The 25,285-nt window shown below is 71.4% G+C and carries 14 protein-coding genes, 1 tRNA gene and 1 rRNA gene; 3 read left to right on the top strand and 13 right to left on the bottom strand.

Annotation, left to right across the window (positions count from 1 at the left end):
- Window positions 1–51: 51 nt before the first annotated feature.
- The gene (locus AAC944_RS26715) at window positions 52–4,758 is read left to right on the top strand and encodes an ATP-dependent helicase (protein WP_030618840.1); all 4,707 of its coding nucleotides are present in this window, start codon (window positions 52–54) and stop codon (window positions 4,756–4,758) included.
- 215 nt (window positions 4,759–4,973) lie between these two features.
- Window positions 4,974–5,780, top strand: coding sequence for an Fpg/Nei family DNA glycosylase (locus AAC944_RS26710; protein WP_030618843.1), 807 nt, complete (start codon window positions 4,974–4,976; stop codon window positions 5,778–5,780).
- Between the two features lie 77 nt (window positions 5,781–5,857).
- On the opposite strand, the gene AAC944_RS36560 is transcribed toward AAC944_RS26710, so the two are convergent.
- The 10 genes from AAC944_RS36560 to AAC944_RS26660 form a co-directional block, all read right to left on the bottom strand.
- Complete coding sequence (locus tag AAC944_RS36560) at window positions 5,858–6,337, bottom strand: hypothetical protein (protein WP_438272759.1); 480 nt, start codon at window positions 6,335–6,337, stop codon at window positions 5,858–5,860.
- A 212-nt stretch (window positions 6,338–6,549) separates the two neighbouring features.
- On the bottom strand, window positions 6,550–7,020 hold the full coding sequence (locus tag AAC944_RS26700; RefSeq protein WP_030618849.1) for a Dps family protein: 471 nt from the start codon (window positions 7,018–7,020) through the stop codon (window positions 6,550–6,552).
- Window positions 7,021–7,191: 171 nt separating this feature from the next.
- Entirely contained in the window at window positions 7,192–7,575 is a 384-nt protein-coding gene (locus AAC944_RS26695; protein ID WP_030618852.1) for a helix-turn-helix domain-containing protein, read from the bottom strand.
- Between the two features lie 109 nt (window positions 7,576–7,684).
- Complete coding sequence (locus AAC944_RS26690) at window positions 7,685–8,164, bottom strand: CinA family protein (RefSeq protein ID WP_490368270.1); 480 nt, start codon at window positions 8,162–8,164, stop codon at window positions 7,685–7,687.
- 125 nt (window positions 8,165–8,289) lie between these two features.
- Entirely contained in the window at window positions 8,290–8,982 is a 693-nt protein-coding gene (gene pgsA / locus AAC944_RS26685; protein WP_030618859.1) for a CDP-diacylglycerol--glycerol-3-phosphate 3-phosphatidyltransferase, read from the bottom strand.
- Entirely contained in the window at window positions 8,979–10,475 is a 1,497-nt protein-coding gene (gene rimO, locus AAC944_RS26680) for a 30S ribosomal protein S12 methylthiotransferase RimO (protein WP_030618861.1), read from the bottom strand. The genes pgsA and rimO overlap by 4 nt, the downstream gene beginning before the upstream one ends.
- A gap of 137 nt (window positions 10,476–10,612) precedes the next feature.
- The gene (locus AAC944_RS26675) at window positions 10,613–11,416 is read right to left on the bottom strand and encodes a helix-turn-helix domain-containing protein (protein ID WP_030618864.1); all 804 of its coding nucleotides are present in this window, start codon (window positions 11,414–11,416) and stop codon (window positions 10,613–10,615) included.
- A gap of 235 nt (window positions 11,417–11,651) precedes the next feature.
- Complete coding sequence (locus AAC944_RS26670; protein WP_030618867.1) at window positions 11,652–14,417, bottom strand: DNA translocase FtsK; 2,766 nt, start codon at window positions 14,415–14,417, stop codon at window positions 11,652–11,654.
- Window positions 14,418–14,607: 190 nt separating this feature from the next.
- Entirely contained in the window at window positions 14,608–15,291 is a 684-nt protein-coding gene (locus AAC944_RS26665) for a response regulator (RefSeq protein WP_030618870.1), read from the bottom strand.
- A 253-nt stretch (window positions 15,292–15,544) separates the two neighbouring features.
- Complete coding sequence (locus AAC944_RS26660; RefSeq protein WP_078888743.1) at window positions 15,545–21,043, bottom strand: HAMP domain-containing protein; 5,499 nt, start codon at window positions 21,041–21,043, stop codon at window positions 15,545–15,547.
- A gap of 281 nt (window positions 21,044–21,324) precedes the next feature.
- Between AAC944_RS26660 and AAC944_RS26655 the strand changes: the two genes are divergently transcribed.
- Entirely contained in the window at window positions 21,325–23,976 is a 2,652-nt protein-coding gene (locus AAC944_RS26655; RefSeq protein WP_368396460.1) for a SpoIIE family protein phosphatase, read from the top strand.
- Between the two features lie 112 nt (window positions 23,977–24,088).
- Here the strand turns inward: AAC944_RS26655 and AAC944_RS26650 are convergent.
- The 3 genes from AAC944_RS26650 to rrf form a co-directional block, all read right to left on the bottom strand.
- A tRNA-Thr gene (locus tag AAC944_RS26650) sits at window positions 24,089–24,161 on the bottom strand.
- A 164-nt stretch (window positions 24,162–24,325) separates the two neighbouring features.
- Window positions 24,326–25,003, bottom strand: a complete 678-nt coding sequence (locus AAC944_RS26645) for a DegT/DnrJ/EryC1/StrS family aminotransferase (RefSeq protein WP_030618879.1) — start codon at window positions 25,001–25,003, stop codon at window positions 24,326–24,328.
- Window positions 25,004–25,119: 116 nt separating this feature from the next.
- Window positions 25,120–25,236: ribosomal RNA gene (gene rrf / locus AAC944_RS26640) — 5S ribosomal RNA — on the bottom strand.
- Window positions 25,237–25,285: the final 49 nt, after the last annotated feature.

Genomic DNA, 25,285 nt, shown 5'->3' with positions numbered 1-25,285 from the left:
CGGACGGCTCGTCGGCCGACCGTTGTCAGTGGCCCGAGGCACGATGGGTGCATGGCGAGGACCGCGCTCGATTCCTTCTCCCCCGCGACCAGAGGCTGGTTCACGGGGGCCTTCCACGCGCCCACCGCCGCCCAGGACGGCGCCTGGCGGGCCATCGACGAGGGCTCCGATGTCCTGGTCGTCGCGCCGACGGGCTCGGGCAAGACCCTCGCCGCCTTCCTCGCCTCGCTGGACTCCCTCGCGAGCACCCCGCCGCCCGCCGAGGCCAAGAAGCGCTGCCGGGTGCTGTACGTCTCCCCGCTCAAGGCCCTCGCGGTCGACGTCGAGCGGAATCTGCGCTCCCCGCTGACCGGCATCCGCCAGGAGTCGGTCCGGCTCGGGCTGCCGGAGCCCGACATCCGGGTGGGCATCCGCTCCGGCGACACCCCCGCCGCCGAGCGCCGCTCGATCGCCAACCGCCCGCCGGACATCCTGATCACCACTCCCGAGTCGCTGTTCCTCATGCTGACCTCGCAGGCGCGGGACGCGCTGGCGGGCGTGGAGACGGTGATCCTGGACGAGGTGCACGCCGTCGCCGGGACGAAGCGCGGCGCGCATCTGGCGCTGTCGCTGGAGCGCCTGGACGAGCTGTTGCCCCGCCCGGCCCGCCGCATCGGCCTGTCGGCGACGGTCCGGCCCGTGGAGGAGGTCGCGCGCTATCTGTCGCCGCGCCGCCGGGTGGAGATCGTGCAGCCGCCCTCGGGGAAGGAGTTCGACCTCTCGGTCGTCGTGCCCGTCGAGGACCTGGGGGAGCTGGGCGGCTCGCCCGTGAAGGAGACGGGGCCCGACGGCGGCGACACGGGCGGCGACAAGCCGTCCATCTGGCCGCACGTCGAGGAGCGCATCGCCGACCTCGTACAGGCGCACCGTTCGACGATCGTCTTCGCGAACTCCCGGCGCCTCGCGGAGCGCCTGTGCAACCGGCTGAACGAGATCGCGTACGAGCGCGCCACGGGTGAGCCGCTGCCCGAGGACCACTCGCCCGCCGACCTGATGGCCCAGTCCGGCGGCGCGAAGGGGGCGCCCGCCCTCCTGGCCAGGGCGCACCACGGCTCGGTGTCCAAGGAACAGCGCGCGCAGGTCGAGGAGGACCTGAAGGCGGGCCGGCTGCCGGCCGTGGTGGCCACCTCCAGTCTGGAGCTGGGCATCGACATGGGCGCCGTGGACCTGGTGGTCCAGGTGGAGTCGCCGCCGTCGGTCGCCTCCGGACTGCAGCGGGTGGGCCGCGCGGGCCATCAGGTGGGCGCGGTGTCCAGGGGCGTGGTCTTCCCGAAGTACCGCGGTGACCTGGTGCAGGCGGCCGTGGTCACCGAGCGGATGCGGGAGGGGGCCATCGAGGCCCTGCGCGTACCGGCCAATCCGCTGGACGTGCTGGCCCAGCAGCTGGTCGCGATGGTGTCGATGGACGCCTGGGACGTCGAGGAGCTGCTGGCGGTGGTGCGGCGGGCCGCGCCGTTCGCGGGGCTGCCGGAGTCGGCGTACACCGGTGTGCTGGACATGCTGGCCGGGCGGTATCCCTCGGACGCCTTCGCGGAGCTGCGGCCGCGCATCGTGTGGGACCGCGTGGCGAACAGCGTCACGGGACGGCCGGGCGCCCAGCGGCTGGCCGTCACCTCCGGCGGCACGATCCCCGACCGCGGCCTCTTCGGCGTGTTCCTGGCCGGCGCCGACCCCAAGAAGGGCGGCGGCCGCGTCGGGGAGCTCGACGAGGAGATGGTGTACGAGTCGCGGGTCGGCGACGTCTTCACGCTCGGTACGACCTCCTGGCGCATCGAGGACATCACCCGGGACCGGGTACTGGTCTCGCCCGCCCCCGGTGTGCCCGGCCGGCTGCCCTTCTGGAAGGGCGACCAGCTCGGCCGCCCGCTCGAACTGGGCCGCGCGCTCGGCGCGTTCCTCCGGGAGATCGGCGCGCTGGAGCCGGAGGCGGCCCGGGCCCGGCTGTCCGCCGCCGGGCTGGACGACTGGGCAGCGGGCAACGTGCTGAGCTACCTCGCCGAGCAGCGCGAGGCCTGCGGCCACGTCCCCGACGACCGCACGATCGTCGTCGAGCGCTTCCGGGACGAGCTGGGCGACTGGCGGGTGGTGGTGCACTCGCCGTTCGGTGCGCAGGTGCATGCCCCCTGGGCACTGTCCCTGGGCGCCCGGCTCAGCGAGCGGTACGGCATGGACGCGCAGGTGATGCACGCCGACGACGGCATCGTGCTGCGGCTGCCGGACGCGGACCTGATGGGCCTGGACCTGCTGGACACCGACCCGGACGCCGCGGGCGCGCAGTTCGACCCCGACCAGCCGCCGGTGGGCGCCGCCGACGTCGTCTTCGACAAGGGCGAGGTCGACCAGGTGGTGACCGACCAGGTGGGCGGCTCAGCACTGTTCGCCTCGCGGTTCCGGGAGTGCGCCGCCCGCGCACTGCTGCTGCCCCGCCGCAATCCGGGCAAGCGCACGCCCCTGTGGCAGCAGCGTCAGCGCGCCGCTCAACTGCTCCAGGTGGCGAGCGAGTTCGGGTCCTTCCCGATCGTCCTCGAGGCCATCCGCGAGTGCTTGCAGGACGTGTTCGACGTGCCGGGCCTGGCCGAGCTGATGGGGGACATCGAGGCGCGCCGCGTCCGGCTGGTCGAGGTGACCACCCAGGAGCCGTCCCCGTTCGCCCGGTCGCTGCTCTTCGGGTACGTGGCGCAGTTCCTGTACGAGGGCGACTCCCCGCTCGCCGAGCGCCGTGCGGCCGCGCTCTCCTTGGACTCCCGGCTGCTCGCCGAGCTGCTGGGCCAGGCCGACCTGCGCGAGCTGCTGGACCCGGAGGTCCTCACCGACCTGGAGCGCGAGCTGCAGTGGCTGACCGACGACCGCAAGGTCAAGGACGCCGAGGGCCTCGCCGACCTGCTGCGCATCCTCGGGCCGCTGACCGACGACGAGCTGGTTGAGCGGGGTGCGGACCCCGCCTGGGCGGCGGAGCTGGCGGCCGCCCGCCGCGCCATCCGGGTACGTGTCGCGGGCGCCGACCACTGGGCCGCGGTCGAGGACGCCGGGCGGCTCCGCGACGCCCTGGGCACGGCGCTCCCGGTGGGGGTCCCCGAGTCCTTCACCGAGCCCGTCAAGGACCCGCTGGGCGACCTGCTGTCGCGGTACGCGCGGACGCACGGCCCGTTCACCTCCGAGCAGGCCGCCGCCCGCTTCGGCCTCGGCACGGCCGTCACCGACGGGGCGCTGCACCGCCTCGCCGGAGCCGGCCGGGTCGTCCAGGGCGAGTTCGCGCCGTCCGGGGTGCACCAGGAGTGGTGCGACGCGCAGGTGCTGCGGCGACTGCGGCGGCGGTCACTGGCCGCGCTGCGGCACGAGCTGGAGCCGGTGCCGCCGCCCGCGCTGGCCGCCTTCCTGCCCCAGTGGCAGAGCGTCGGCGGCCAGGGGCTGCGCGGCATCGACGGGCTCATGCGCGCCGTCGAGCAGCTGCAGGGTGCGCCGGTGCCGGCCTCCGCCCTGGAGCGGCTCGTCCTGCCGTCCCGGGTGGCGGGCTACTCCCCCGCCATGCTCGACGAACTGACCTCCATGGGCGAGGTCCTGTGGGCGGGCGCCGGCGCCCTGCCCGGCAAGGACGGCTGGATCGCCCTGTATCCGGCCGACACCGCGCCGCTCCTCCTCCCGCAGCCGCATCCCTTCGAGGTGACGCCGCTGCACCAGTCGGTGCTGGACGCCCTCGCGCCCGGGTACGGCCTGTTCTTCCGGCAGATCGCCGACCAGGTGCGCGCCACCACGCACCCGGAGGCCACCGATCCCCAACTGGCCGAGGCGGTCTGGGACCTGGCCTGGTCCGGGCGGCTGACCAACGACACCCTCGCACCCCTGCGTGCCCTGCTCGGCTCGGGCCGTACGGCCGGCGCCACCGCGCACCGGGCCCGCAGGGCCACCCCGCGCGGCCGGTACGGCGGCCTCACCGCCGCCACCGGACGGACGGGCCGGCCCACCGCCTCCCGGTCCGGGCCGCCCACGGTCGCCGGCCGCTGGGCGCTGCTGCCCGCCCTGGAGCCGGAGCCCACCCACCGCGCGCACGCGCTGGCCCACACCCTCCTGGACCGGCACGGCGTCGTCACCCGGGGCGCGGTGGCCGCCGAGGGGGTCGAGGGCGGCTTCTCCGCGGCGTACCGGGTGCTGTCCGCCTTCGAGGAGACGGGCCAGGCCCGCCGCGGATACGTCGTCGAGGGACTGGGCGCGGCGCAGTTCGCGATGGACGGCGCGGTGGACCGGCTGCGCGCGGTCAGTACGAGCCGGGACCGTACGGCCGAGGAGTCCGCGCCCGGCGGCTCCTGGCAGCCGGTGGGGCCGGCCCGCGGGGGCGGCGCCCCGCGCGCCGTCGTGCTGGCCGCCGCGGACCCGGCCAACGCGTACGGAGCGGCGCTGCCCTGGCCCGAGCCGCCGGACGGCTCGTCGCACAAGCCCGGCCGCAAGGCGGGCTCGCTCGTCGTCGTGGTCGACGGCGAGCTGGCGGTCTACATGGAGCGCGGCGGCAAGACGCTGCTGGCCTGGCAGGCCGGGGAGGAGTCCGGAGGGGCGCGGGTACGACTCGCCCTGGAGGCGCTGGCGGCGGCCGTACGGAACGGCCTCGTGGGCGCGGTCACCGTCGAGCGGATCAACGGCTCCCCCGCCCTCACCTCACCCCTGGCCGGCGAACTGGAGAGCGCGGGCTTCCTCGCGACACCGAGGGGGCTGCGGCTGCGGACGTGAGCGCTGTGCCGCGGGCGTTCGGCCGGGTCCGGCCGAACGCCTGGCCCCGGCCGGAGAACCGGACGGCCGATCACGGTGCGCCACCGAGGTGCCCGAAGCGCCGCGAGCGCCCAGTCGCCCCGCCACCCCGCCCACCTGGCCGACAAGCCCCGGCACGCGCCGCCCCTGCACCGCGCGCGGCGCACCCCGTACCCCGCGCGCGGCATCATGGAGCCATGCCCGAAGGTGACACCGTCTGGCGCGCCGCCGCTGAACTGCACAAGGCGCTGGCCGGGCAGCGGCTGACCCGCACGGATCTGCGCGTGCCCAAGCTGGCCACGACCGATCTCGCCGGGCGTTCCGTGCTGGAGGTGGTGCCGCGTGGCAAGCATCTGCTGACTCGCGTCGAGGGCGGCCTGACACTCCACTCGCATCTGCGGATGGACGGCGCCTGGCGGGTGTACGCGGCGGGCGAGCGCTGGCGCGGCGGGCCCGACCACCAGATCCGTGCGGTGCTGGGCACGGCGGAACGCACCGCCGTCGGCTACCGCCTCCCCGTACTGGAACTGCTGCGCACCGCCGACGAGGAGAACGCCGTCGGCCACCTCGGCCCGGACCTGCTGGGGCCGGACTGGGACCCCGACGAGGCGCTGCGCCGGCTGCTGGCCGATCCGGACCGGGCACTCGGGGAGGCGCTGCTGGACCAGCGGAATCTGGCCGGGATCGGAAACGTCTTCAAGTGCGAGCTGTGCTTCCTGCTGCGCGCCTCGCCATGGCTGCCGGTGGGCGCCCTGCCGCGGCCGGAGCGGGCGGTCACGCTGGCGAAACGGCTGCTGGAGGCGAACAAACAGCGCCTGGACCGTACGACCACGCCGAGCGCGCGCCCGGACCGGCGCCTGTGGGTCTACAGCCGGGCCGGCCGGCCCTGCATGCGCTGCGAGACGCCGGTACAGGTCGCCGAGCAGGGGCCCGCACCACAGGCACGCGTCACGTACTGGTGCCCGCGCTGCCAGCCCGACCCTCCGGCAGAAGCCGGAAGCTGACGCCGGAAGCCGACCCTCCGGCCGGAGTCGGACCGAGCTCCCACGAGCGAGGGGACACGAACGACGGGATCAAGCCGTCACCGGCCCGCCCCCTCACCCCACCGCCGATGCCGCCAGGCCTCCGTGAGCCGGTCCGTGAGAGCGGGGCCGGTCGGTGAGCCTACGCAGCCGCCGCTGCGGCGCCAGCCGACCGGGCCGACGCGGCCGCCGCCACCGCGGCGCGTCTGGCGCGATACGCAGTGCACCGGCAGCAGGCTCAGACCCCAGCCGCCCGCTGCCATCGCACCTTCCACGACCCCCGCTCCCTCGGGCCAGAAGAACAGTCGCAGCACGGCCCACCACCACAGCATCCCGAGCAGCAGCGCGGCGGCCCAGCGGCCCGGTGCGGAGCGGAACAGCTCCGCCGGACCGTGGCCGGGTGCTCCCACCTGACCACGCGGCGGCGCTGCCGTCCGGCCGCTGCCTGGCGCCCCCACCCGGCCGCGGCCCGGTGTCCCGGGCGCCTCTGCGCCCGCGCCCCGGACCGGGTGCCGGGAGAAGAAGCCGCGCCGTGCCATGACTGCCTCCTCCGGTCGACGGTAGTCGGCCATGAAGATCCAGCGGGAGGGCGCACTGGGGCACGAACGGCGCGTTCCGCAATGCGCGACACGCGGTCGGACGGAACTGCTCTCCGACCGGTCCAACCCCGTTCAAGGCCGGTCAGCGGCTGTCAGGCCACGGCCGGAATCCGGCGGCACGTGCCGGAAACGGTCCCTCCGCCGGGTGCGCTTCAGGCCTCCTCGGCCTGGAACATCCAGTGGTGCTTCTCCAGGTCGGCGGTGAGTCCGATCAGGATGTCCTGGGTGACCGGGTCCGGCTCGTCGGTGACGGCGATACGTTCCCGCATCCGCTCGATGACGGCGCCCAGGGCCCGTACGAGAGTGCCCACCGCGTCGTTGTCCTTGATCCAGCCGGCCTCGACGGGGCCTGCGCCACTGGTCTTCGCGATCGTCTCGGCGCGGCCGTCGGGGTTCACGCCGATCGCGGAGGCACGCTCGGCGACCGTGTCGGCGTGGCCGCGGGCGCTGGCGACGACGTCGTCGAGCTGGAGGTGGACGGACCGGAAGCGCGGACCGACGACGTTCCAGTGGACCTGCTTGGCGATGAGCGACAGGTCGACCAGGTCGACCAGAGCGCCCTGGAGCGCGTCGCCGACCGTCTTGCGGTCGCTCTCGGACAGCGTGCTGTTGACGACAGGCATGCATTTACTCCCTGTTTCAGAGCGAATGGTCCGTTTCGACCATCGTTTAAACGATGCCTCACCGCAGGAAATGCCGCAGTTCGGGCAACAGGCCCTCCGCGTCACATCCAACGCGAAGACCCTGACGGGCGAGTGCCCGTCAGGGTCTTCTCCATGCATCGAATCGAACGGTCAGGCCGCTACGACATCCACGGCCTCCGCCGGAGCCTTGATCGTCACACGCTCTTCCGGAACGCCCGTCAGCGAAGCGACGGACACGGCGTTGAACGTCGGCCGCACCGGCGCCGGCACCGGCTCGCTCGCGGCCGCGGACTGGGCCAGCTCCGCGAGCGCCAGCTCGTCGCTGACCTCCCGCATGAGCTCGGACATCCGTACGTCCAGCGCGTCACAGATCGCCGAGAGCAGCTCGGAGGAAGCCTCCTTCTGCCCCCTCTCGACCTCGGACAAATAGCCGAGCGACACCCGGGCGGAGGAGGAGACCTCGCGCAGGGTGCGGCCTTGACGCTGACGCTGTCGGCGCAGCACGTCACCCAGCAGGCGACGGAGCAGAATCATCGCTGGCTCCCTCCTCGGACCTCGGATCCGGATCCATCTCGCCCCACCGTACCGCCTCGGGCGTCAGCCGTGCCGGGAGCGAGTTCGTGTTCACTCAGGGCTGTAAACATCAAATACCCCCGTGATGTTCCGTATCCTTTGCCCGCGCATTTTCTGTCAGTTCGCTCAACAGCAGATCCACTGCTGCGGTGACGCTGTCCCGACGGATCCGGTCGCGATCGCCGTGCAGCGCCAGTCGGCGCACTTTTCCCTCACCGCCGGGCCCCGTGGCCGCGACGTAGACCGTGCCGACCGGCTGCCCGTCCTGGGGGTCGGGGCCGGCGACGCCTGTTGTGGCAATACCCCAGTCGGCGCCGAGCACTCGTCGCACACCCTGTGCCATTTGCCGGGCGACATCGGCGTCCACCGCACCCCGGGTGGCCAGAAGCGCGCCGTCCACACCCAGTACGAGGCTCTTCAGTTCGGTCGCGTACGCCGTCACCGAGCCCCGGAAGCACCGTGAGGCACCGGGAACCGCGGTCAGCGCACCCGCGACGAGGCCGCCGGTCAGGGATTCGGCCACCGCAAGGGTCTGCCCGCGTTCGGTCAAGGCCGCCAGCGCCCGTGCAGCGCTCTCGAAGCCGCTGGAGGCGCCGGGGTGCCCAAGAGCCGCCGCACGGGCCTCAGCGCCCGTCCCAGCACCCTCCTGGGGCCCGTGCGCAGCCTCCGTACCACTCACCGCACCGGCCCCTGCCCGGAGGACGCCTCACCGGAGTGCTGCCGGAGGGCCTCCCGCGACTTGGCGAGCCCGGCCCTGCGCAGCACGACGGCCTGCTTCACGTAGTCCAGGCCCGTGACGACGGTCAGCACCACGGCCACCGCCATGACCCACCAGCGCAGCGTGGCCAGCGGGCCGGTCAGCACGAGGACGTACATCCCGACCGCGGTGCCCTGGGCGAGCGTCTTCATCTTGCCGCCGCGACTGGCCGGGATGACCCCGTGCCTGATCACCCAGAAGCGCATCAGCGTGATGCCGAGCTCCCGGAAGAGGATCACGCCGGTGACCCACCAGGGCAGGTCGCCGAGGATCGACAGGCAGATCAGCGCGGCGCCCATGATCGCCTTGTCCGCTATCGGATCGGCGATCTTCCCGAAGTCGGTGACCAGGTCGTAGGCGCGCGCCAGATGCCCGTCGAAGAGGTCGGTGATCATGGCGATGGCGAACGAGGCCCAGGCGAACGAGCGCCAGGCGGGGTCGTAACCGTCGCCGTGCATCAGGAGCAGCACGAACGCCGGTACCAGGACCAGCCGCAGCATCGTGAGGATGTTGGCGATGTTCCACAGCCCGGCCTGCCGCCGGACGGTCTTCGGCCGGCCGGCTCCGCCAGCAGCGGAAGCGCCGGCGGCGGAAGCCGGGACTCCGGTCATCTGCCCGCCTCCTCGGGACACCCGGCGCCGTGCTCGGCACCGAGCGGCAGCGGCTCGGCCACGAGGTCCACGCCCTCGGTCGCCACCACCTTTGCTTCGACCATACGACCGGGAACCAGGTCCTGGCCGGTCGTGAGCAGGGTGACGCCGTCGGTCTCCGGCGCCTGGTGCGCCGCGCGGCCGACCACGCCGTCCTCGTCGTCGACCCGGTCGACCAGCACGGAGACGGTCTCGCCCAGGCGCTCCTCGGCGCGCTGCGCGGTCAGCTCCTCGGCAAGCCGGGACAGGTGTGCCAGGCGCTCGGCCACCAGGTCGGGGTCGAGCTTGTCCTCGTAGCCGGCCGCCTCGGTACCGTCCTCGTCGGAGTAGCCGAAGACGCCGATGGCGTCGAGTCTGGCCTCGCTGATGAAGCGTTCCAGCTCGGCGAAGTCCTCCTCGGTCTCCCCGGGGAAGCCGACGATGAAGTTGGAGCGGGCACCGGCCTGCGGCGCCTTCGTACGGATCTGCGCCAGCAGGTCCAGGAAGCGGTCGGTGTCCCCGAAGCGGCGCATCGCGCGCAGCACGGCGGGGGCGGAGTGCTGGAAGGACAGGTCGAAGTACGGCGCGACCTTGTCCGTGCCGGTCAGCACGTCGATCAGGCCGGGCCGCATCTCGGCCGGCTGCAGGTAGCTGACCCGGATGCGCTCGATGCCGTCGACGGCCGCCAGCTCGGGCAGCAGCGTCTCCAGGAGACGGATGTCACCGAGGTCCTTGCCGTAGGAGGTGTTGTTCTCGGAGACCAGCATGATCTCCTTCACACCCTGCTCGGCCAGCCAGCGGGTCTCCCCCAGCACGTCCGAGGGGCGGCGGGAGATGAAGGAGCCGCGGAAGGACGGGATGGCACAGAAGGAGCAGCGGCGGTCACAGCCCGAAGCGAGCTTCACCGAGGCCACCGGGCTGTTGCCGAGCCGGCGGCGCAGCGGGGCGCGCGGCCCGGAGGCGGGCGCGACCCCCTCGGGCAGGTCCTCGGGCGCGGAGGCCAGTGCGTCCCCGTGGCCGGGGAGCGCGACCTCGGCGCTCTGGCGCTCGGCCGGGCTGATCGGCAGCAGCTTGCGCCGGTCGCGCGGGGCGTGGGCCTCGACGTTGCCGCCGCTCAGGATGGTCTGCAGGCGGCCGGAGATGTCGGTGTAGTCGTCGAAGCCGAGCACGCCGTCGGCCTCGGGGAGCGCCTCGGCCAGCTCCTTGCCGTACCGCTCGGCCATACAGCCCACGGCCACGACGGCCTGGGTGCGGCCGTGGTCCTTCAGATCGTTGGCTTCCAGGAGGGCGTCGACGGAGTCCTTCTTGGCGGCCTCGACGAAACCACAGGTGTTGACCACGGCGACATCGGCATCGGCGGCGTCCTCGACGAGGTCCCAGCCGTCCGCTGCCAGGCGGCCTGCGAGCTCCTCCGAGTCCACCTCGTTACGGGCGCAGCCAAGAGTGACAAGGGCGACGGTACGGCGTTCGGGCATGGGGCTCAGCCTACTTCGTCCCGGACGTCCCCATGTCTGGGAGGGTTCCCGCACGGCTCCGTGCCCCTTCGTACGGCCGCCCGCCGCCTCTCCCCGAGAGGCGGCGGGCGTTTCCCCGGCAGGCGGCGGGCGCTCGGTCAGCCGGCCTGCGGATCACCCGGGGTGTAGCTCAGGCGCTCGACGGAGCCCTTGTCGCCGATCTCCTTGACCTCCTTGCCGTTGACGTACAGCTGCACGGCTCCGGCGTTACCGAGGACGAGATCGATCCGTTTCTTGTCGGAGAAGGTCTTGGACTCGCCCTTGCGGAGCAGGCCGTCCTCCAGGAGCTTGCCGTTGGCGTCCTTGGCGGAGATCCAGCTCTGTCCGTCACGGGCGGTGATCTTGATGGTCACCTTGTCCTTCGGCAGCCCCGCGATGGCGCTGTCGGAGGGCTCGGGCTTGGGGTCGGCGGGCTTGGTTTTGCTCGGGGACGGCTTGACGGTCGGGCTCTCGCCGACGTGGCCGTCGGCGACGGAGGCCTCCTGGCCCCGGTCACCGTCGCTGAACAGCGTGAAACCGACGAAACCGACCACGGCGACGATGGCGGCGACCATGGCCGCCGTCCAGTTCGGGCGCCGCGGCTCGGGACGGATACGCTCCGCCTCGAAGAGCGGCGCCGCCGGGGTCGGTGCGGGCCGGCCGCCGTGCTCGGCGTCGTACTGAGCGATCAGTGGGGCCGGATCCAGCCCCACTGCGCGCGCGAGTGTTCGAATGTGACCACGGGCGTACACGTCCCCGCCGCAACGCGAGAAATCTTCCTGCTCGATCGCGTGCACGATGGGGATGCGCACCCGCGTGGTCGTACTGATCTCGTCGACGGTCAGTCCGGCGTCGACGCGGGCCTGCTGGAGGACACGACCGACGGAAGGCCGGTCGTCTTCAGGGGAGTTGCCGATGGACACGGGGGCGCCTTTCGAGCGTGTAGCCACCTGCTGGATGTTCAGTCTAGGGGTGTACCGAAAGGGTCGGGCAAGCGGGAGAGCGGACTTTGTACGCCATCGGTAGACCCCCCGGTCCGTGCCGGGGGCCCGAGGGTCGCGCATCGCTCCGTCTCTTCCTTCAACTTGACGTATCGGCAGAAGAAACGGTTGCTTGCGATCTCTTTCGAGCGGCGAGTCAGCTCTTTCGAGTGACTTGTCAGTGAGCCTCCCCCCGAATGACGGCAAGCACTCCTTCCAAATCATCCGGCTTCACCAGGACATCGCGCGCCTTGGAACCCTCGCTGGGCCCCACGATGTCCCTTGACTCCATCAGGTCCATCAGCCGCCCGGCCTTCGCAAACCCCACCCGCAGCTTGCGCTGCAGCATCGACGTGGACCCGAACTGCGTGGAGACGACCAGTTCGGCGGCCTGACACAGCAGGTCCAGGTCGTCGCCGATGTCCTCGTCGATCTCCTTCTTCTTGCCCTGCCCGACCGTGACGTCGTCGCGGAAGACCGGGGCCATCTGCTCCTTGCAGTGCCGGACCACCGCCGCGACCTCCGCCTCCTGCACGAAGGCGCCCTGCATACGGGTCGGCTTGCTCGCCCCCATGGGCAGGAACAGGCTGTCACCCTTTCCGATGAGCTTCTCCGCGCCCGGCTGGTCCAGGATGACCCGGCTGTCGGCCAGCGACGACGTGGCGAACGCCAGCCGCGAGGGCACGTTCGCCTTGATCAGCCCCGTGACGACGTCGACCGACGGGCGCTGCGTCGCCAGCACCAGGTGGATACCGGCCGCACGCGCCAGCTGGGTGATGCGGACGATGGAGTCCTCCACGTCCCGCGGCGCGACCATCATCAGGTCCGCCAGCTCGTCCACGATCACCAGCAGATACGGATACGGCGACAGCTCGCGCTCGCTGCCCTCGGGGGCCTGCGCCTTGCCGCTGCGCACCGCTTCGTTGAAGTCGTCGATGTGCCGGTACCCGTACGCCGCGAGGTCGTCGTAACGGAGGTCCATCTCGCGCACCACCCACTGCAGGGCCTCGGCGGCCCGCTTCGGGTTGGTGATGATCGGCGTGATCAGGTGCGGAATGCCCTCGTACGCGGTGAGCTCGACCCGCTTGGGGTCGATCAGCACCATCCGTACGTCCTCCGGAGTGGCCCTGGCCATGACCGAGGTGATCAGGCAGTTGATGCAGGAGGACTTACCGGAGCCGGTGGCGCCCGCCACGAGGACGTGCGGCATCTTGGCGAGGTTCGCCGAGACGTAGCCGCCCTCGACGTCCTTGCCGAGCCCGACCACCATCGGGTGGTCGTCGCCCACCGCCTCGGCCGACCGCAGCACGTCCCCGAGGTTGACCATCTCGCGGTCGCTGTTGGGGATCTCGATGCCGACCGCGGACTTGCCCGGGATCGGGTTGATGATCCGGACGTCCGGGCTGGCCACCGCGTACGCGATGTTCTTCGCCAGCGCGGTGATCTTCTCGACCTTCACGCCCGGGCCGAGCTCGACCTCGTACCGGGTGACCGTCGGCCCGCGGGTGAAGCCGGTGACCGCGGCGTCCACCTTGAACTCCTGGAACACCTTGGTCAGCGACTCGACCACCGCGTCGTTGGCCGCGCTGCGGGTCTTGCCGGGCCCGCCGCGCTCCAGGAGGTCCAGCGAGGGCAGCGCGTACGTGATGTCGCCGGCGAGCTGGAGCTGCTCGGCGCGCGGCGGCAGATCGGCGGCGGGCTCCGGCGCGGCCTTGGTGAAGTCGGGGACGCTCGACGAGGAGGGCTCCGGGGCCGGCTCGGCGTCGCGCGCGGGCGGCACCGAGGTCTGCAGGCCCTTCGTGGTGCCGCTGTCCTCGGGCTCGACCCGGTCGCCCTTGATGCCGCTGCTGAGGTCGGCCACCAGCGGCGAGGGCTGGATGCCGTGCAGCACCGCGCCGTCCAGGTTCGCGGCGTACCCGGCGGCCACGTCCACCGCGTCCTGGGAGCGCGTGTGCTCCGCTTCGGCGGCCGGGTCCGCCGCGTTCCGGCGCGGCTTGCGGCGCTTGGCGAGCGCGGCCTCCTCCGCGGCCTCGGGGGACCCCTCCAGGGCCTCGGAGCGGGGCCGGCGGCTCTTGCGGGCCGGCTGCTCCAGCGGCTCGTCGGCGAAGGCGTCGGCGTCCGGCTCGTACGTCTCCAGCAGGCCCAGCCGGATGCCGAGCGCCCGGAACCGCCGCGGAATGGCCGTGACCGGCGTCGCGGTGACCACCAGCAGGCCGAAGACGGTCACCAGGACCAGCAGCGCCACCGACAGGGTCTGGCCGACCATGAAAAGCAAGGGTTTGGACGCGGCCCAGCCGAGGTAGCCGCCCGCGTCCCGGACGCCCGCGACGTCCTTCTGGTCCGGGGAGCCGCAGGCGATCGCGACCTGTCCGAGTACGCCGACGACCAGTGCCGACAGCCCGATGACGATCCGCCCGTTGGCCTCGGGCTGTTCCGGGCGGAAGAAGACCCGGGCGGCGATGCCGCCCACCAGTATCGGGACGAGCAGGTCGAGCCGGCCGAACGCACCGGTGACCAGCATCTCGACGATGTCCCCGACCGGGCCCTTGAGGTTGGCCCAGGTACCGGCCGCGATCACCAGGGCGAGACCGAGCAGGGCGAGCGCCACGCCGTCCTTGCGGTGTGCGGGGTCGAGGTTCTTCGCGCTGCGCCCCATGCTGCGGAAGAACCAGCCGACACCGTGCGCGAGGCCCAGCCAGAGAGCGCGCACCGCGCGGTAGACACCCCCCGTGGGGGACGGTGCGGGCTTCTTCGCCACCGCCTTCTTCGCGGGCGCCTTCTTGGCGGCCGCGGTCTTCTTGGGCGGCGCCTTCTTCGCCGCCGACTTCCTGGCGGCGGGCGGCTTGGCCGCGGTCTTCTTGGCGGCGCCCCCGGGGCGCCCGGCGCGCTGCTTCGAGGGGCCCGCCGTGCTCTGGGAACCCTTGCCGGACGTACGTGAGGCCATGGTGACGAGGTTACAGGCGACACCCCGGGGTGACACGGGCGCTCGGCCCTTCACCCGTTCGTGTCGCAACCAACGCGCCATATGGGCGGTTGGCCCGCCCCGGGCTCAACTCCGGGGTCGTGCCGGGAGCTGTCGCCGGGTCAGCTCCGGTACGGCACCGCGCCGGTGCCGTACGGCCGGTGCGGCACCGTCAGTTCTGCGACGGTACGGACGGCGTGTCGCTGTTGCCCGCGCCCGGCTCCAGGGCGTCCAGCGCGCGGCGCAGACCGGTCAGCTTCCGCTCCAGATGCGCGGCCGTCGCCACGGCGGCGGCGTCCGCCGACTCGTCCAGCTGTTTGGACAGCGCCTCGGCCTGCTCCTCGACCGCCGCCAGCCGCGCGGAGAGCTCGGCGAGCAGCCCGGCGGCCTCCTTGGCCTCCTCGTCGCCGGCCGGCTGCCCGCCCTCCAGCTGGAGCCGCAGCAGCGACGCCTGCTCGCGCAGCTTGCAGTTCTTCATGTACAGCTCGACGAACACCGAGACCTTGGCGCGCAGCACCCACGGGTCGAACGGCTTGGAGATGTAGTCGACCGCACCGGCCGCGTACCCGCGGAAGGTGTGGTGCGGGCCGTGGTTGATCGCCGTGAGGAAGATGATCGGGATGTCGCGGGTCCGCTCGCGGCGCTTGATGTGCGCCGCCGTCTCGAAACCGTCCATCCCCGGCATCTGCACATCGAGCAGAATCACCGCGAAATCGTCGGTGAGCAGCGCCTTGAGCGCTTCCTCCCCGGACGATGCCCGCACCAGCGTCTGATCGAGCGCGGAGAGGATCGCCTCCAGCGCCAGCAGATTCTCCGGCCGGTCATCGACCAGGAGGATCTTGGCCTTCTGCACCATGGCCCGTCCTCCTCGCCCCGGCACTCCACCGGACGCCGCCCCAGGGGACGGCTCCGTCATGCCGCCCGTACTTGTGCCGGTCATGGTAGCCGCACCCCGCCTGTCGCCACACCCTGTCACCGCTATGTCACCGTGCACGTAGCAGAAACGCAGCAGGAGACCAGAAGGTTCCCCGAATACCGTGCTCCCACACGTCCGCGACCACACTGAGTCAGCATATGGGCGGTGGGGCGGTCTCTCCGTACACGCCCCGTCACTCCGCGCGCATCCATTGCTGCATCACCGCGAGCAGATGGTCGGTGTCCACCGGCTTCGTCACGTAGTCCGAAGCCCCGGACTCGATGCTCTTCTCCCGGTCGCCCTTCATGGCCTTGGCGGTCAGCGCGATGATCGGCAGGCCTGCGAACTGCGGCATCCTGCGGATCGCCGCGGTCGTGGCGTAGCCGTCCATCTCCGGCATCATGATGTCCATCAGCACCACTGTCACATCATCGTGCTGTTCCAGCACCTCGATTCCCTCACGGCCGTTCTCCGCGTAGAGCACCGACAGGCCGTGCTGCTCCAGGACGCTGGTGAGCGCGAAGACGTTGCGGATGTCGTCGTCGACGATCAGCACCTTCTCGCCGTGGAAGCCGCCGTTCTCGCCGGACGGCGCCACCAGGTCCTGTCCGTTGCCCAGCCACGGCTCGTCGGCCGACTGCTGCGGCTGCGCGGACGCCGGCTGGCCGGGCAGCGCCGCACGCTGCGGGGCTGCCGAAAGGCCGCGCCTGCGGCGCCGGTTGAGGCCCGATACCGCCGCGTCCGGGGTGGTCGGCTGCTCCTCCGCCGCCGCGCTGTCCGCCGCCTCCTGCTCGGCGATCTCCGCGTCGTGCGCCTCGGCGTCCATCGCGAAACCGCCCGCGACCAGCTGCGGGTAGCCCTGTGGCGGCAGCCCGCCCGGGTTGTACGGGAGGTACAGCGTGAACGTCGAGCCGCGGCCCGGCTCACTGGCGGCGTGGATCTCGCCGCCCAGCAGCCGCGCGATCTCCCGGCTGATGGACAGGCCGAGGCCCGTACCGCCGTACTTCCGGCTCGTCGTGCCGTCCGCCTGCTTGAACGCCTCGAAGATCACGCGCATCTTGCTGGACGCGATGCCGATACCGGTGTCGGTCACCGAGAAGGCGATCATGTCGGCGTCCGGGTCGCGCAGCGCGCCGTGCTCCAGCAGCTGCTCGCGGATCGGTACGGGGACGTCCGCACCGGCCGGCCTGATGACCAGCTCCACGGCACCGGAGTCGGTGAACTTCACCGCATTGGAGAGCAGGTTGCGCAGCACCTGAAGGAGGCGCTGTTCATCGGTGTGCAGCGTCGCGGGCAGCTCCGGGGAGACCCGTACGGAGAAGTCCAGGCCCTTCTCCGCGGTCAGCGGCCGGAACGTCGCCTCGACGTAGTCCACCAGCTGCACCAGCGCGATCCGGGTCGGGCTGACGTCCATCTTGCCCGCCTCGACCTTCGACAGGTCCAGGATGTCGTTGATCAGCTGGAGCAGGTCCGAGCCCGCGCCGTGGATCGTCTCGGCGAACTCCACCTGCTTCGGGGAGAGGTTCCCCTCGGCGTTGTCCGCCAGCAACTTGGCCAGGATGAGCAGGGAGTTCAGCGGCGTCCGCAGCTCGTGCGACATGTTCGCGAGGAACTCGCTCTTGTAGCGCATCGAGACCGCGAGCTGCTCGGCGCGCTCCTCCAGGACCTGCCGGGCCTCTTCGATCTCGGTGTTCTTCACCTCGATGTCGCGGTTCTGCTTGCGCAGCTGCTCGGCCTTCTCCTCCAGCTCGGAGTTGGACAGCTCCAGCGCGCGCTGCCGGCTCTCCAGCTCCGCCGAGCGCTCCTTGAGCTGCTCGGTCAGCTCCTGGGACTGGCTCAGCAGGATCTCGGTCTTGGTGTTGACCGAGATGGTGTTGACGCTGGTCGCGATCATTTCCGCGATCTGGCTGAGGAAGTCCTTCTGGATCTGGGTGAACGGCTGGAACGATGCCAGCTCGATGACGCCCAGCACCTTGTCCTCGAAGAGCACCGGCAGCACGATCACGTTCGCCGGCGGCGCCTCGCCCAGGCCGGACGAGATCTTCAGGTACCCCGACGGCACGTTCTCCACCAGGATGGTGCGCTTCTCCTCCGCCGCGGTGCCGATGAGCGTCTCACCGGGCCGGAAGGTCGTGGGCATCTCACCCATCGAATAGCCGTACGAGCCCGTCAGCCGGAGTTCGTACTCGCCCGCCTCGCCGCCGTCCGCGCCGATCTCCTGGGTGTCGTCGGCCGACGTCGCGAGGAAGAACGCGCCGTGCTGCGCGGAGACCGCGGGCGACAGCTCGCTCATGATCAGCTTGGCCACGTCCTTGAGGTCGCGGCGGCCCTGCATCAGACCGGAGATCCGGGCGAGGTTGCCCTTCAGCCAGTCCTGCTCCTCGTTGGCGAGCGTGGTCTCGCGGAGTGTGGCGATCATGGTGTTGACGTTGTCCTGGAGCTCCAGGATCTCGCCGGCCGCGTCCACGTCGATGCGGACGTTGTGGTCGCCGAGGGTCACCGCCGCGGCGACGGCGGCGATCGCGCGCACCTGACGGGTGAGGTTCCCCGCCATCTCGTTCACCGACTCGGTCAGGTCCTTCCAGGTACCGGCCACGCCGCGCACCTGCGCCTGACCGCCCAGCTGACCTTCCGTACCCACCTCGCGGGCCACCCGGGTGACCTGCTCGGCGAAGGACGACAGCTGATCGACCATCGTGTTGATCGTCGTCTTCAGCTCCAGGATCTCGCCCCGGGCGTCGATGTCGATCTTCTTGGTCAGATCACCCTTCGCGATGGCCGTCGTGACCATCGCGATGTTCCGCACCTGTCCGGTCAGGTTGGACGCCATGGAGTTCACCGACTCCGTGAGGTCCTTCCACGTACCGGCGACGCCCGGCACCCGCGCCTGACCGCCCAGGATGCCGTCGGTGCCCACCTCACGGGCGACGCGCGTCACCTCGTCGGCGAACGACGACAGGGTCGTCACCATCGTGTTCACCGTGTCGGCCAGCGTCGCGACCTCGCCGCGCGCCTCGACCGTGACCTTCTTGGTCAGATCGCCGTTGGCGACCGCCGTCGCGACCTGGGAGATGTTCCGCACCTGGCTGGTCAGGTTGTTGGCCATCAGGTTGACGTTGTCGCTGAGGTCCTTCCAGATGCCGGTGACGTCCCGCACCCGGGCCTGGCCGCCCAGCTGGCCCTCCGTACCCACCTCACGGGCGACCCGCGTCACCTGCTCGGCGAAGTCGGAGAGCTGGTCGACCATGGTGTTCACGGTCGTCACCAGTTCGAGGATCTCGCCCTTGGCGTCGACGGTGATCTTCTTGGACAGGTCGCCGCGGGCCACCGCGGTCGTCACCTCGGCGATGTTGCGCACCTGAGAGGTCAGGTTGTTCGCCATGCCGTTCACGGACTGGGTGAGGTCCTTCCAGGTGCCGCTCACCCCCTGGACCTCGGCCTGGCCGCCCAGGATGCCCTCCGTGCCCACCTCGCGGGCCACCCGGGTCACCTGCTCGGCGAAGGAGGACAGCTGGTCCACCATCGTGTTCAGGGTGTTCTTGAGCTCCAGGATCTCGCCGCGGGCGTCCACGTCGATCTTCTGGGAGAGGTCACCACGGGCGACCGCGGTCGCGACCTGGGCGATGTTCCGGACCTGAGCGGTCAGGTTGCCCGCCATACCGTTCACCGAATCGGTCAGGTCACGCCACACACCGGCCACGCCGGGCACCTGGGCCTGACCGCCCAGCCGGCCGTCCGTACCCACCTCACGGGCGACCCGCGTCACCTGCTCCGCGAACGCCGAGAGCTGGTCGACCATCGTGTTGATGGTGTTCTTGAGCTCCAGGATCTCGCCGCGGGCGTCCACGTCGATCTTCTGGGAGAGGTCACCACGGGCCACCGCCGTCGTCACCTGTGCGATCTGCCGCACCTGGGACGTGAGGTTCCCCGCCATGAAGTTGACGGAGTCGGTCAGTTCCTTCCACGTACCGCTCACGCCCGGCACCTGGGCCTGGCCGCCCAGCCGGCCCTCCGTACCCACGTCCCTGGCCATCCGCGTGACCTGGTCGGCGAACGAGGACAGCTGGTCCACCATGGTGTTCACGGTGTTCTTCAGCTGGAGCATCTCGCCGGAGACGTCGACGGTGACCTTCTGCGACAGATCACCGTTGGCCACCGCCGTGGTGACCTGCGCGATGTTGCGGACCTGGCCGGTGAGGTTGCGGAAGGCCGTGTTCACCGAGTCGGTGAGGTCCTTCCACGTACCGGCGGCGCCCGGTACCTGCGCCTGACCGCCCAGCTCACCCTCGACACCGATCTCCCGGGCCACCCTCGTGACCTCGGCACCGAAGGCGGACAGCTGGTCCACCATGGTGTTCACGGTGTTCTTCAGCTCCAGCATCTCGCCGGAGACGTCGACCGTGACCTTCTGCGACAGATCACCGTTGGCCACCGCCGTCGTGACCTGCGCGATGTCCCGCACCTGACCGGTGAGGTTACGGAACGCGTTGTTCACCGAATCGGTGAGGTCCTTCCACGTGCCCGCCGCGCCCGGCACCTGCGCCTGACCGCCCAGCTGACCCTCGGCGCCGACCTCGTTCGCCACCCGCGTCACTTCGTCCGCGAACGTGCGCAGCGTCTCGGTCATCGTGTTGATCGTGTCGGCCAGCTGCGCGACCTCGCCGCGCGCGGAGACCGTCACCTTCTGGGACAGGTCGCCGTTCGCGACCGCCGTCGTCACCTGCGCGATCCCGCGCACCTGGGCCGTGAGGTTGCCGGCCATCAGGTTGACCGAATCGGTCAGGTCCTTCCAGACGCCCGCGACGCCCGGCACCTGCGCCTGACCGCCGAGCTCGCCCTCGGTACCGACCTCCCGGGCCACCCTGGTCACCTCGGAGGCGAAGGAGGAGAGCTGGTCCACCATCGTGTTGACGGTGTTCTTCAGCTCCAGCATCTCGCCCGCGACGTGAACGGTGACCTTTCTGGACAGGTCACCCTTGGCCACCGCTGTCGTGACGAGAGCAATGTCACGCACCTGCGCGGTGAGCCGTGAGGCCATCGTGTTGACGGAATCCGTCAGGTCCTTCCACGAACCGGACATTCCGCGGACCCGGGCCTGACCACCCAGCTTGCCCTCGGTACCGACCTCACTGGCGACCCTCGTCACCTCGTCGGTGAACGCCGACAGCTGGTCCACCAGGCCGTTGACCGTACGGCCGACCTTCAGGAACTCGCCCCGCAGCGGATGCGCCGTCGTCCCGTCACTGCTGCGTGTCCGCAGGTCCATGCGCTGTTCGAGGTCGCCCTCGGACACCGCGGACAGGACCCGGCCCACCTCGGAGACCGGCCGTACGAGGTCGTCCACGAGCGCGTTCGAAGCGTCGATCGCGGCCGCCCAGGAGCCCTCGCAGGCCCCCACCTCCAGCCGTTCTGTGAGCTTTCCCTCACGTCCCACGACCCGCCGCACCCGGGCCAGCTCACCCGTGAGGTGCAGATTGCGGTCGGCGACCTCGTTGAAAACAGCCGCCACCTCCGCCATGACACCTTCGCCGGAGACGGTCAGCCGCTTGCGGAAGTTCCCGTCCCGCATCGACACGAGGGCGGACAGCAGGCGGTTCAGTGCCGCCGTGTCCACCTCGGTCGTCCCGTTGTTACGGGAGCGTCCGCCTTTCGCGCGCGTGCTTGCACCCCGCGCCGCTCCGCCAGACTCCACCGTGTCCCTCCCGCAGGGTCGACCGTTCTACCCGGGCCTTCTCTTGAAGCCTTCCCAGTGTTTCACCATGGCTCAACCAGGCCATAACAGTTCGGCAGCATCGCATACCCGTCCGTGGCGAGCCCGGGGCGGGAAACACACGTGACCGGCATCCATGCGGGCGTCGAAGGTAAGTACCCTGGGCTCCGGCTGTCCACCCGCACGGCCGGTGCGGTGGCGCGAGCACGACGGGCATTCGGAGGGGCGCCGCGACTATGGGGGAGCAGATCACCGACACACGCATGAGGAGACCAGTGATCACCGCGCGGGCCGCTGCCACCTTCGAGCCGGTAGGACGTTCGGTCGCCACGGCCCGGGCTTTCGTGCGCGACACCCTCCAGGGCTGGGGCCACGGCGACATCATCGACGACGCCGTCGTCCTCACCAGCGAGCTGGTCACCAATGCCGTCGTGCACGCCGGCACCGCCGCCGACGTGCTCTGCCTCCGCACCGACACCGGCGTCCGCATCGAGGTCGCCGACCGGTATCCCGAGCGCGAGGTGCCCGTACAGAGCTCCGGCCAGGCGCTCGCCCATCCCGACCGCGAAGGCGGCCGCGGCCTGCTGCTGTGCGGCGCGCTGGCCACCCGCTGGGGTGTGGAGTACACCTCCTCCCAGAAGCACGTCTGGTTCCAGCTCGACCTTCCCGAACGGCCCGCCGGCACCCGTACCGCCGGTCCCGCGCTCCCCGTGGACTCCCTCCCCGTCGCCGAGCACCGGGTCCGCGTCGCCGTCGTCCAGATCGACCGCGGCGGCTGCATCAGCTCCTGGAACGAGGACGCGCAGGATCTCTTCGCCTATGCGCCCGAACAGGTGATCGGCAAGCCCCTCACCGACTTCGCCGCCTGGCCACACACCCCCGGCACGGGTACCGGTATCGCCGAAGCCCTCCAGCTCTCCCGCTGGGAGGGCTCCTACGGCATAAGGGGCGCCGACGGCCGCGTCGTCCCCGTGTACGCCTCCCACCTCCGCGTACGGGACGCCGACGGCGAGCCCTCGACGGTCTGCCTCCTCGTACGCGACCACGAGCGCGCCGTGCTCCAGAGCCCGCCGCGCACCCCCTCCTCGGACTCCGCAGGCCAGCAGTCCGAGGGCCGCGGACCCGCGGACCCGTTCGAGGTCTTCATCGGCTCCCCCGCCCCCGACGACCTCGACGGCCTCCTGCAGCGCACGGTCGAACGCGCCCGCGACATGCTCGACGGCGACGCCGCGTACCTCCTCCTGGCCACCGACGACGAGACCGAGCTGGAGGTACGCGCCTCGACAGGCCTGCCCTCCGCCCGGCAGCGCTTCGCCCGCGTCCCTGTGGAGGCCGGCAGCGGCCGCTACGGGTCGGCGCGCATGCCCGCCGTCCACGAGGACCTCACGGCCGTACAGGGCGCCGTCCCGCTGCTCTCCGGTACGGGCATGCGCTCGGTCGTCACGGTGCCCCTCAAGGTCGAGGGCCGGCTCACCGGCTCCCTCGGGGTCGCCGCCGAGGCCCCGGGCCGCTACACCAACGAAGAGGCGCTCCGCCTCCAGTTCGCCGCCGACCGCATCGCGCTCGCCGTCGAACGCGCCCGCCTCACCGAGCTGGAACGGCTCCGCCGCGGCTCCCTCTCCTTCCTCGTCGAGGCCTCCGACCTGCTCGCCGGCACGCTGGACCGCAACCAGACGCTGGCCCTCATGGCCCAGATGACGGTCCCCACGCTCGCCACCTGGTGCGCCGTCTACACCGTCGCCGACCAGGCCTCCGAGCCCGAGCTCTCCTTCGTGCTGCACGAGGACGAGGACCGCATCGACGGCCTCAAGACGCTGCTCCAGAAGGTGCCGCCGCCGGAACCGGTGCCCACCCCTGGAGCGCGCGTGTGGAGCGCCCCCGGCGACGCCGCCCACGACGCGGCGCTGCGCACCTCCTTGCGCAGCCTCGGCCTGGGCGCCTCCGCACGCCCCTCCAGCGGCCCCGGCGCCACCCTCGCCACCGCCTCGGCGGTCGGCGGCGAGACCGTCGTCCTGCCGCTCGTCGCCCGTAACCGCGTCATCGGCATGCTCACCCTCGGCAAGCCCACCGAGGAGCACTTCCGCCAGGAGATCCTGGAACTCGCCGAGGACCTCTCCCGACGGGCGGCGCTGGCCCTGGACAACGCGCGCCTGTACTCGGAGCGCACGGCCATCAGCCAGTCCCTCCAGCGCAGCCTGCTGCCCCCGGAGCTGCCCGACGTGCCCGGCGTCGAGGTCGAGGTCATCTACCGCGCGGCAGGCGAGGGCAACGAGGTCGGCGGCGACTTCTACGACCTCTTCCCGATCCGGGACGGCGCCTACGGCTTCGCCATCGGGGACGTCTGCGGTACGGGCCCGGAGGCCGCGGCCGTCACCGGCCTCGCCCGGCACGCGCTGCGGCTGCTCGCCCGCGAGGGCTTCGGCGGCCCCGCGGTCCTGGAGCGCCTCAACGCCGCGATCCTCGACGAGGGCGCCCGCAGCCGGTTCCTCACGCTCCTCTACGGCGAACTGTGGCCACAGCGCGACGGCAGCGCCGTACTGAAGGTCGTCTGCGCCGGCCACCCGCTCCCCCTGCGGCTGCGCCAGGACGGCACGGTCGAGCCCGCCGCCGAGCCGCAGCCCCTGCTGGGCGTCATGGAGGACCTGGAGCTGTACGCCCAGACGGTCACCCTCGACCCGGGCGACGTCCTGCTCTGTGTCACCGACGGCGTCACCGAGCGCCGTGAGGGCTCCCGGATGCTCGGCGACGACGGCCTGGCCGACGTCCTCACGACGTGTACGGGCCTGACCGCCGGCGCGGTCGCGGCCCGCATCCTGCGCGCCGTGGAGCGCTTCGCCGCCGAACCGGCCTCGGACGACATGGCCATCCTCGCCATGCGGGTGCCGGAGGCGGTGCACGAGGGCCTGGCCCCGTAAACGGGCCGCCGGTTTCCGGCGGGGGCCGAGGACATCTCCTCGGCCCCCGCCCGTTTTCCGACACCACATATGCGAAAGGCCCCCGCCAGCAGGCGGGGGCCTTTCCCTTCGGAGCCCCAATACGGAATCGAACCGTAGACCTTCTCCTTACCATGGAGACGCTCTACCGACTGAGCTATTGGGGCGCGTCGACGGGTTTAACTATACCCGATCACAGGCGATGGTTCGAATCGCCGCCGAGCGCCCGGCCACCACTCCGCATAACGAGCAGCCGACACCACTCCACGTAAATCGGAATTACCCGGCACCATTACTCGGCGCCGGGATTACCGTCAGGCTCGGACCGCCGTCAGAACGCCGGCTGCAGCAGCCCGCCCAGCGCATTGCAGGCACTCACGATCCGGTGCAATTCACGGCGGCTCAGCGGTTCCTCGACGGGCAGTGCCAGCGTCTCGTCGCACGCCCGCTCCGTCTGCGGCAGCAGCAGGTCCCGCCGGTATTCCGGCATGCGGTACACGGGCACCGGTACGGGCACCCGGCAGGCCACGCCCTTGCCGCGCAGCGTGCGCGCGAAGGCGTCGCGGTCCGGCCGTCCGTTGCCCGGGACCCGCACCACGTACTGCTCGTACGTGTGCTCCGCGTGGTCCGTGGGTGTCACGACGCCGCGGAGCCGCCCGGCGAGGTACGTCGCGTGGGCCCGACGCCGCTCGGCGCCGGCCGGGGCCACGCCGGGCTCCTCCGTGCCGTGCACGAGCAGCCCGTGCCGCTCGCCCAGCTCCTGGAGCCGGGCCAGGTCGGCCTGCTGCCCGAAGCGGTGCACGGCGATGACGGCGGCGGTCCTGGAGTTCACCACGTCGGCCACGGCGGCCGGGTCGAGGCAGTAGGTGTGCGGGTCGATGTCGGCGAAGACCGGTACGGCTCCGGTACGCACGACGGCCTCGGTGACCTCGGCGTTCCCGAACGCCGGCACCACGACCTCGTCGCCGGTGCCGATACCGGCCGACTCAAGCGTTCCACTTGTCCCCATGCCTCCGGATGCTGGCGGCCGAACGTGAACAGCAAGTGACACGCGCCACTGCAGCAACCGAACAAAAAAGCTCCGGTCCCTGAACCAGAAGGTTCAGGGACCGGAGCTGAAGAATTGTTCGGCGGCGTCCTACTCTCCCACAGGGTCCCCCCTGCAGTACCATCGGCGCTGAAAGGCTTAGCTTCCGGGTTCGAAATGTAACCGGGCGTTTCCCTAACGCTATGACCACCGAAACACTATGAAGATAACAACTCCAGCCGACAAGGCGAGTTCGTTACTTCA

Source organism: Streptomyces sclerotialus (assembly GCF_040907265.1).
GTDB classification, from domain to species: Bacteria; Actinomycetota; Actinomycetes; order Streptomycetales; family Streptomycetaceae; genus Streptomyces; species Streptomyces sclerotialus.
The sequence above is the reverse complement of the archived record's forward strand: the minus strand, read 5'-3'. Positions and strand labels throughout refer to the sequence as shown.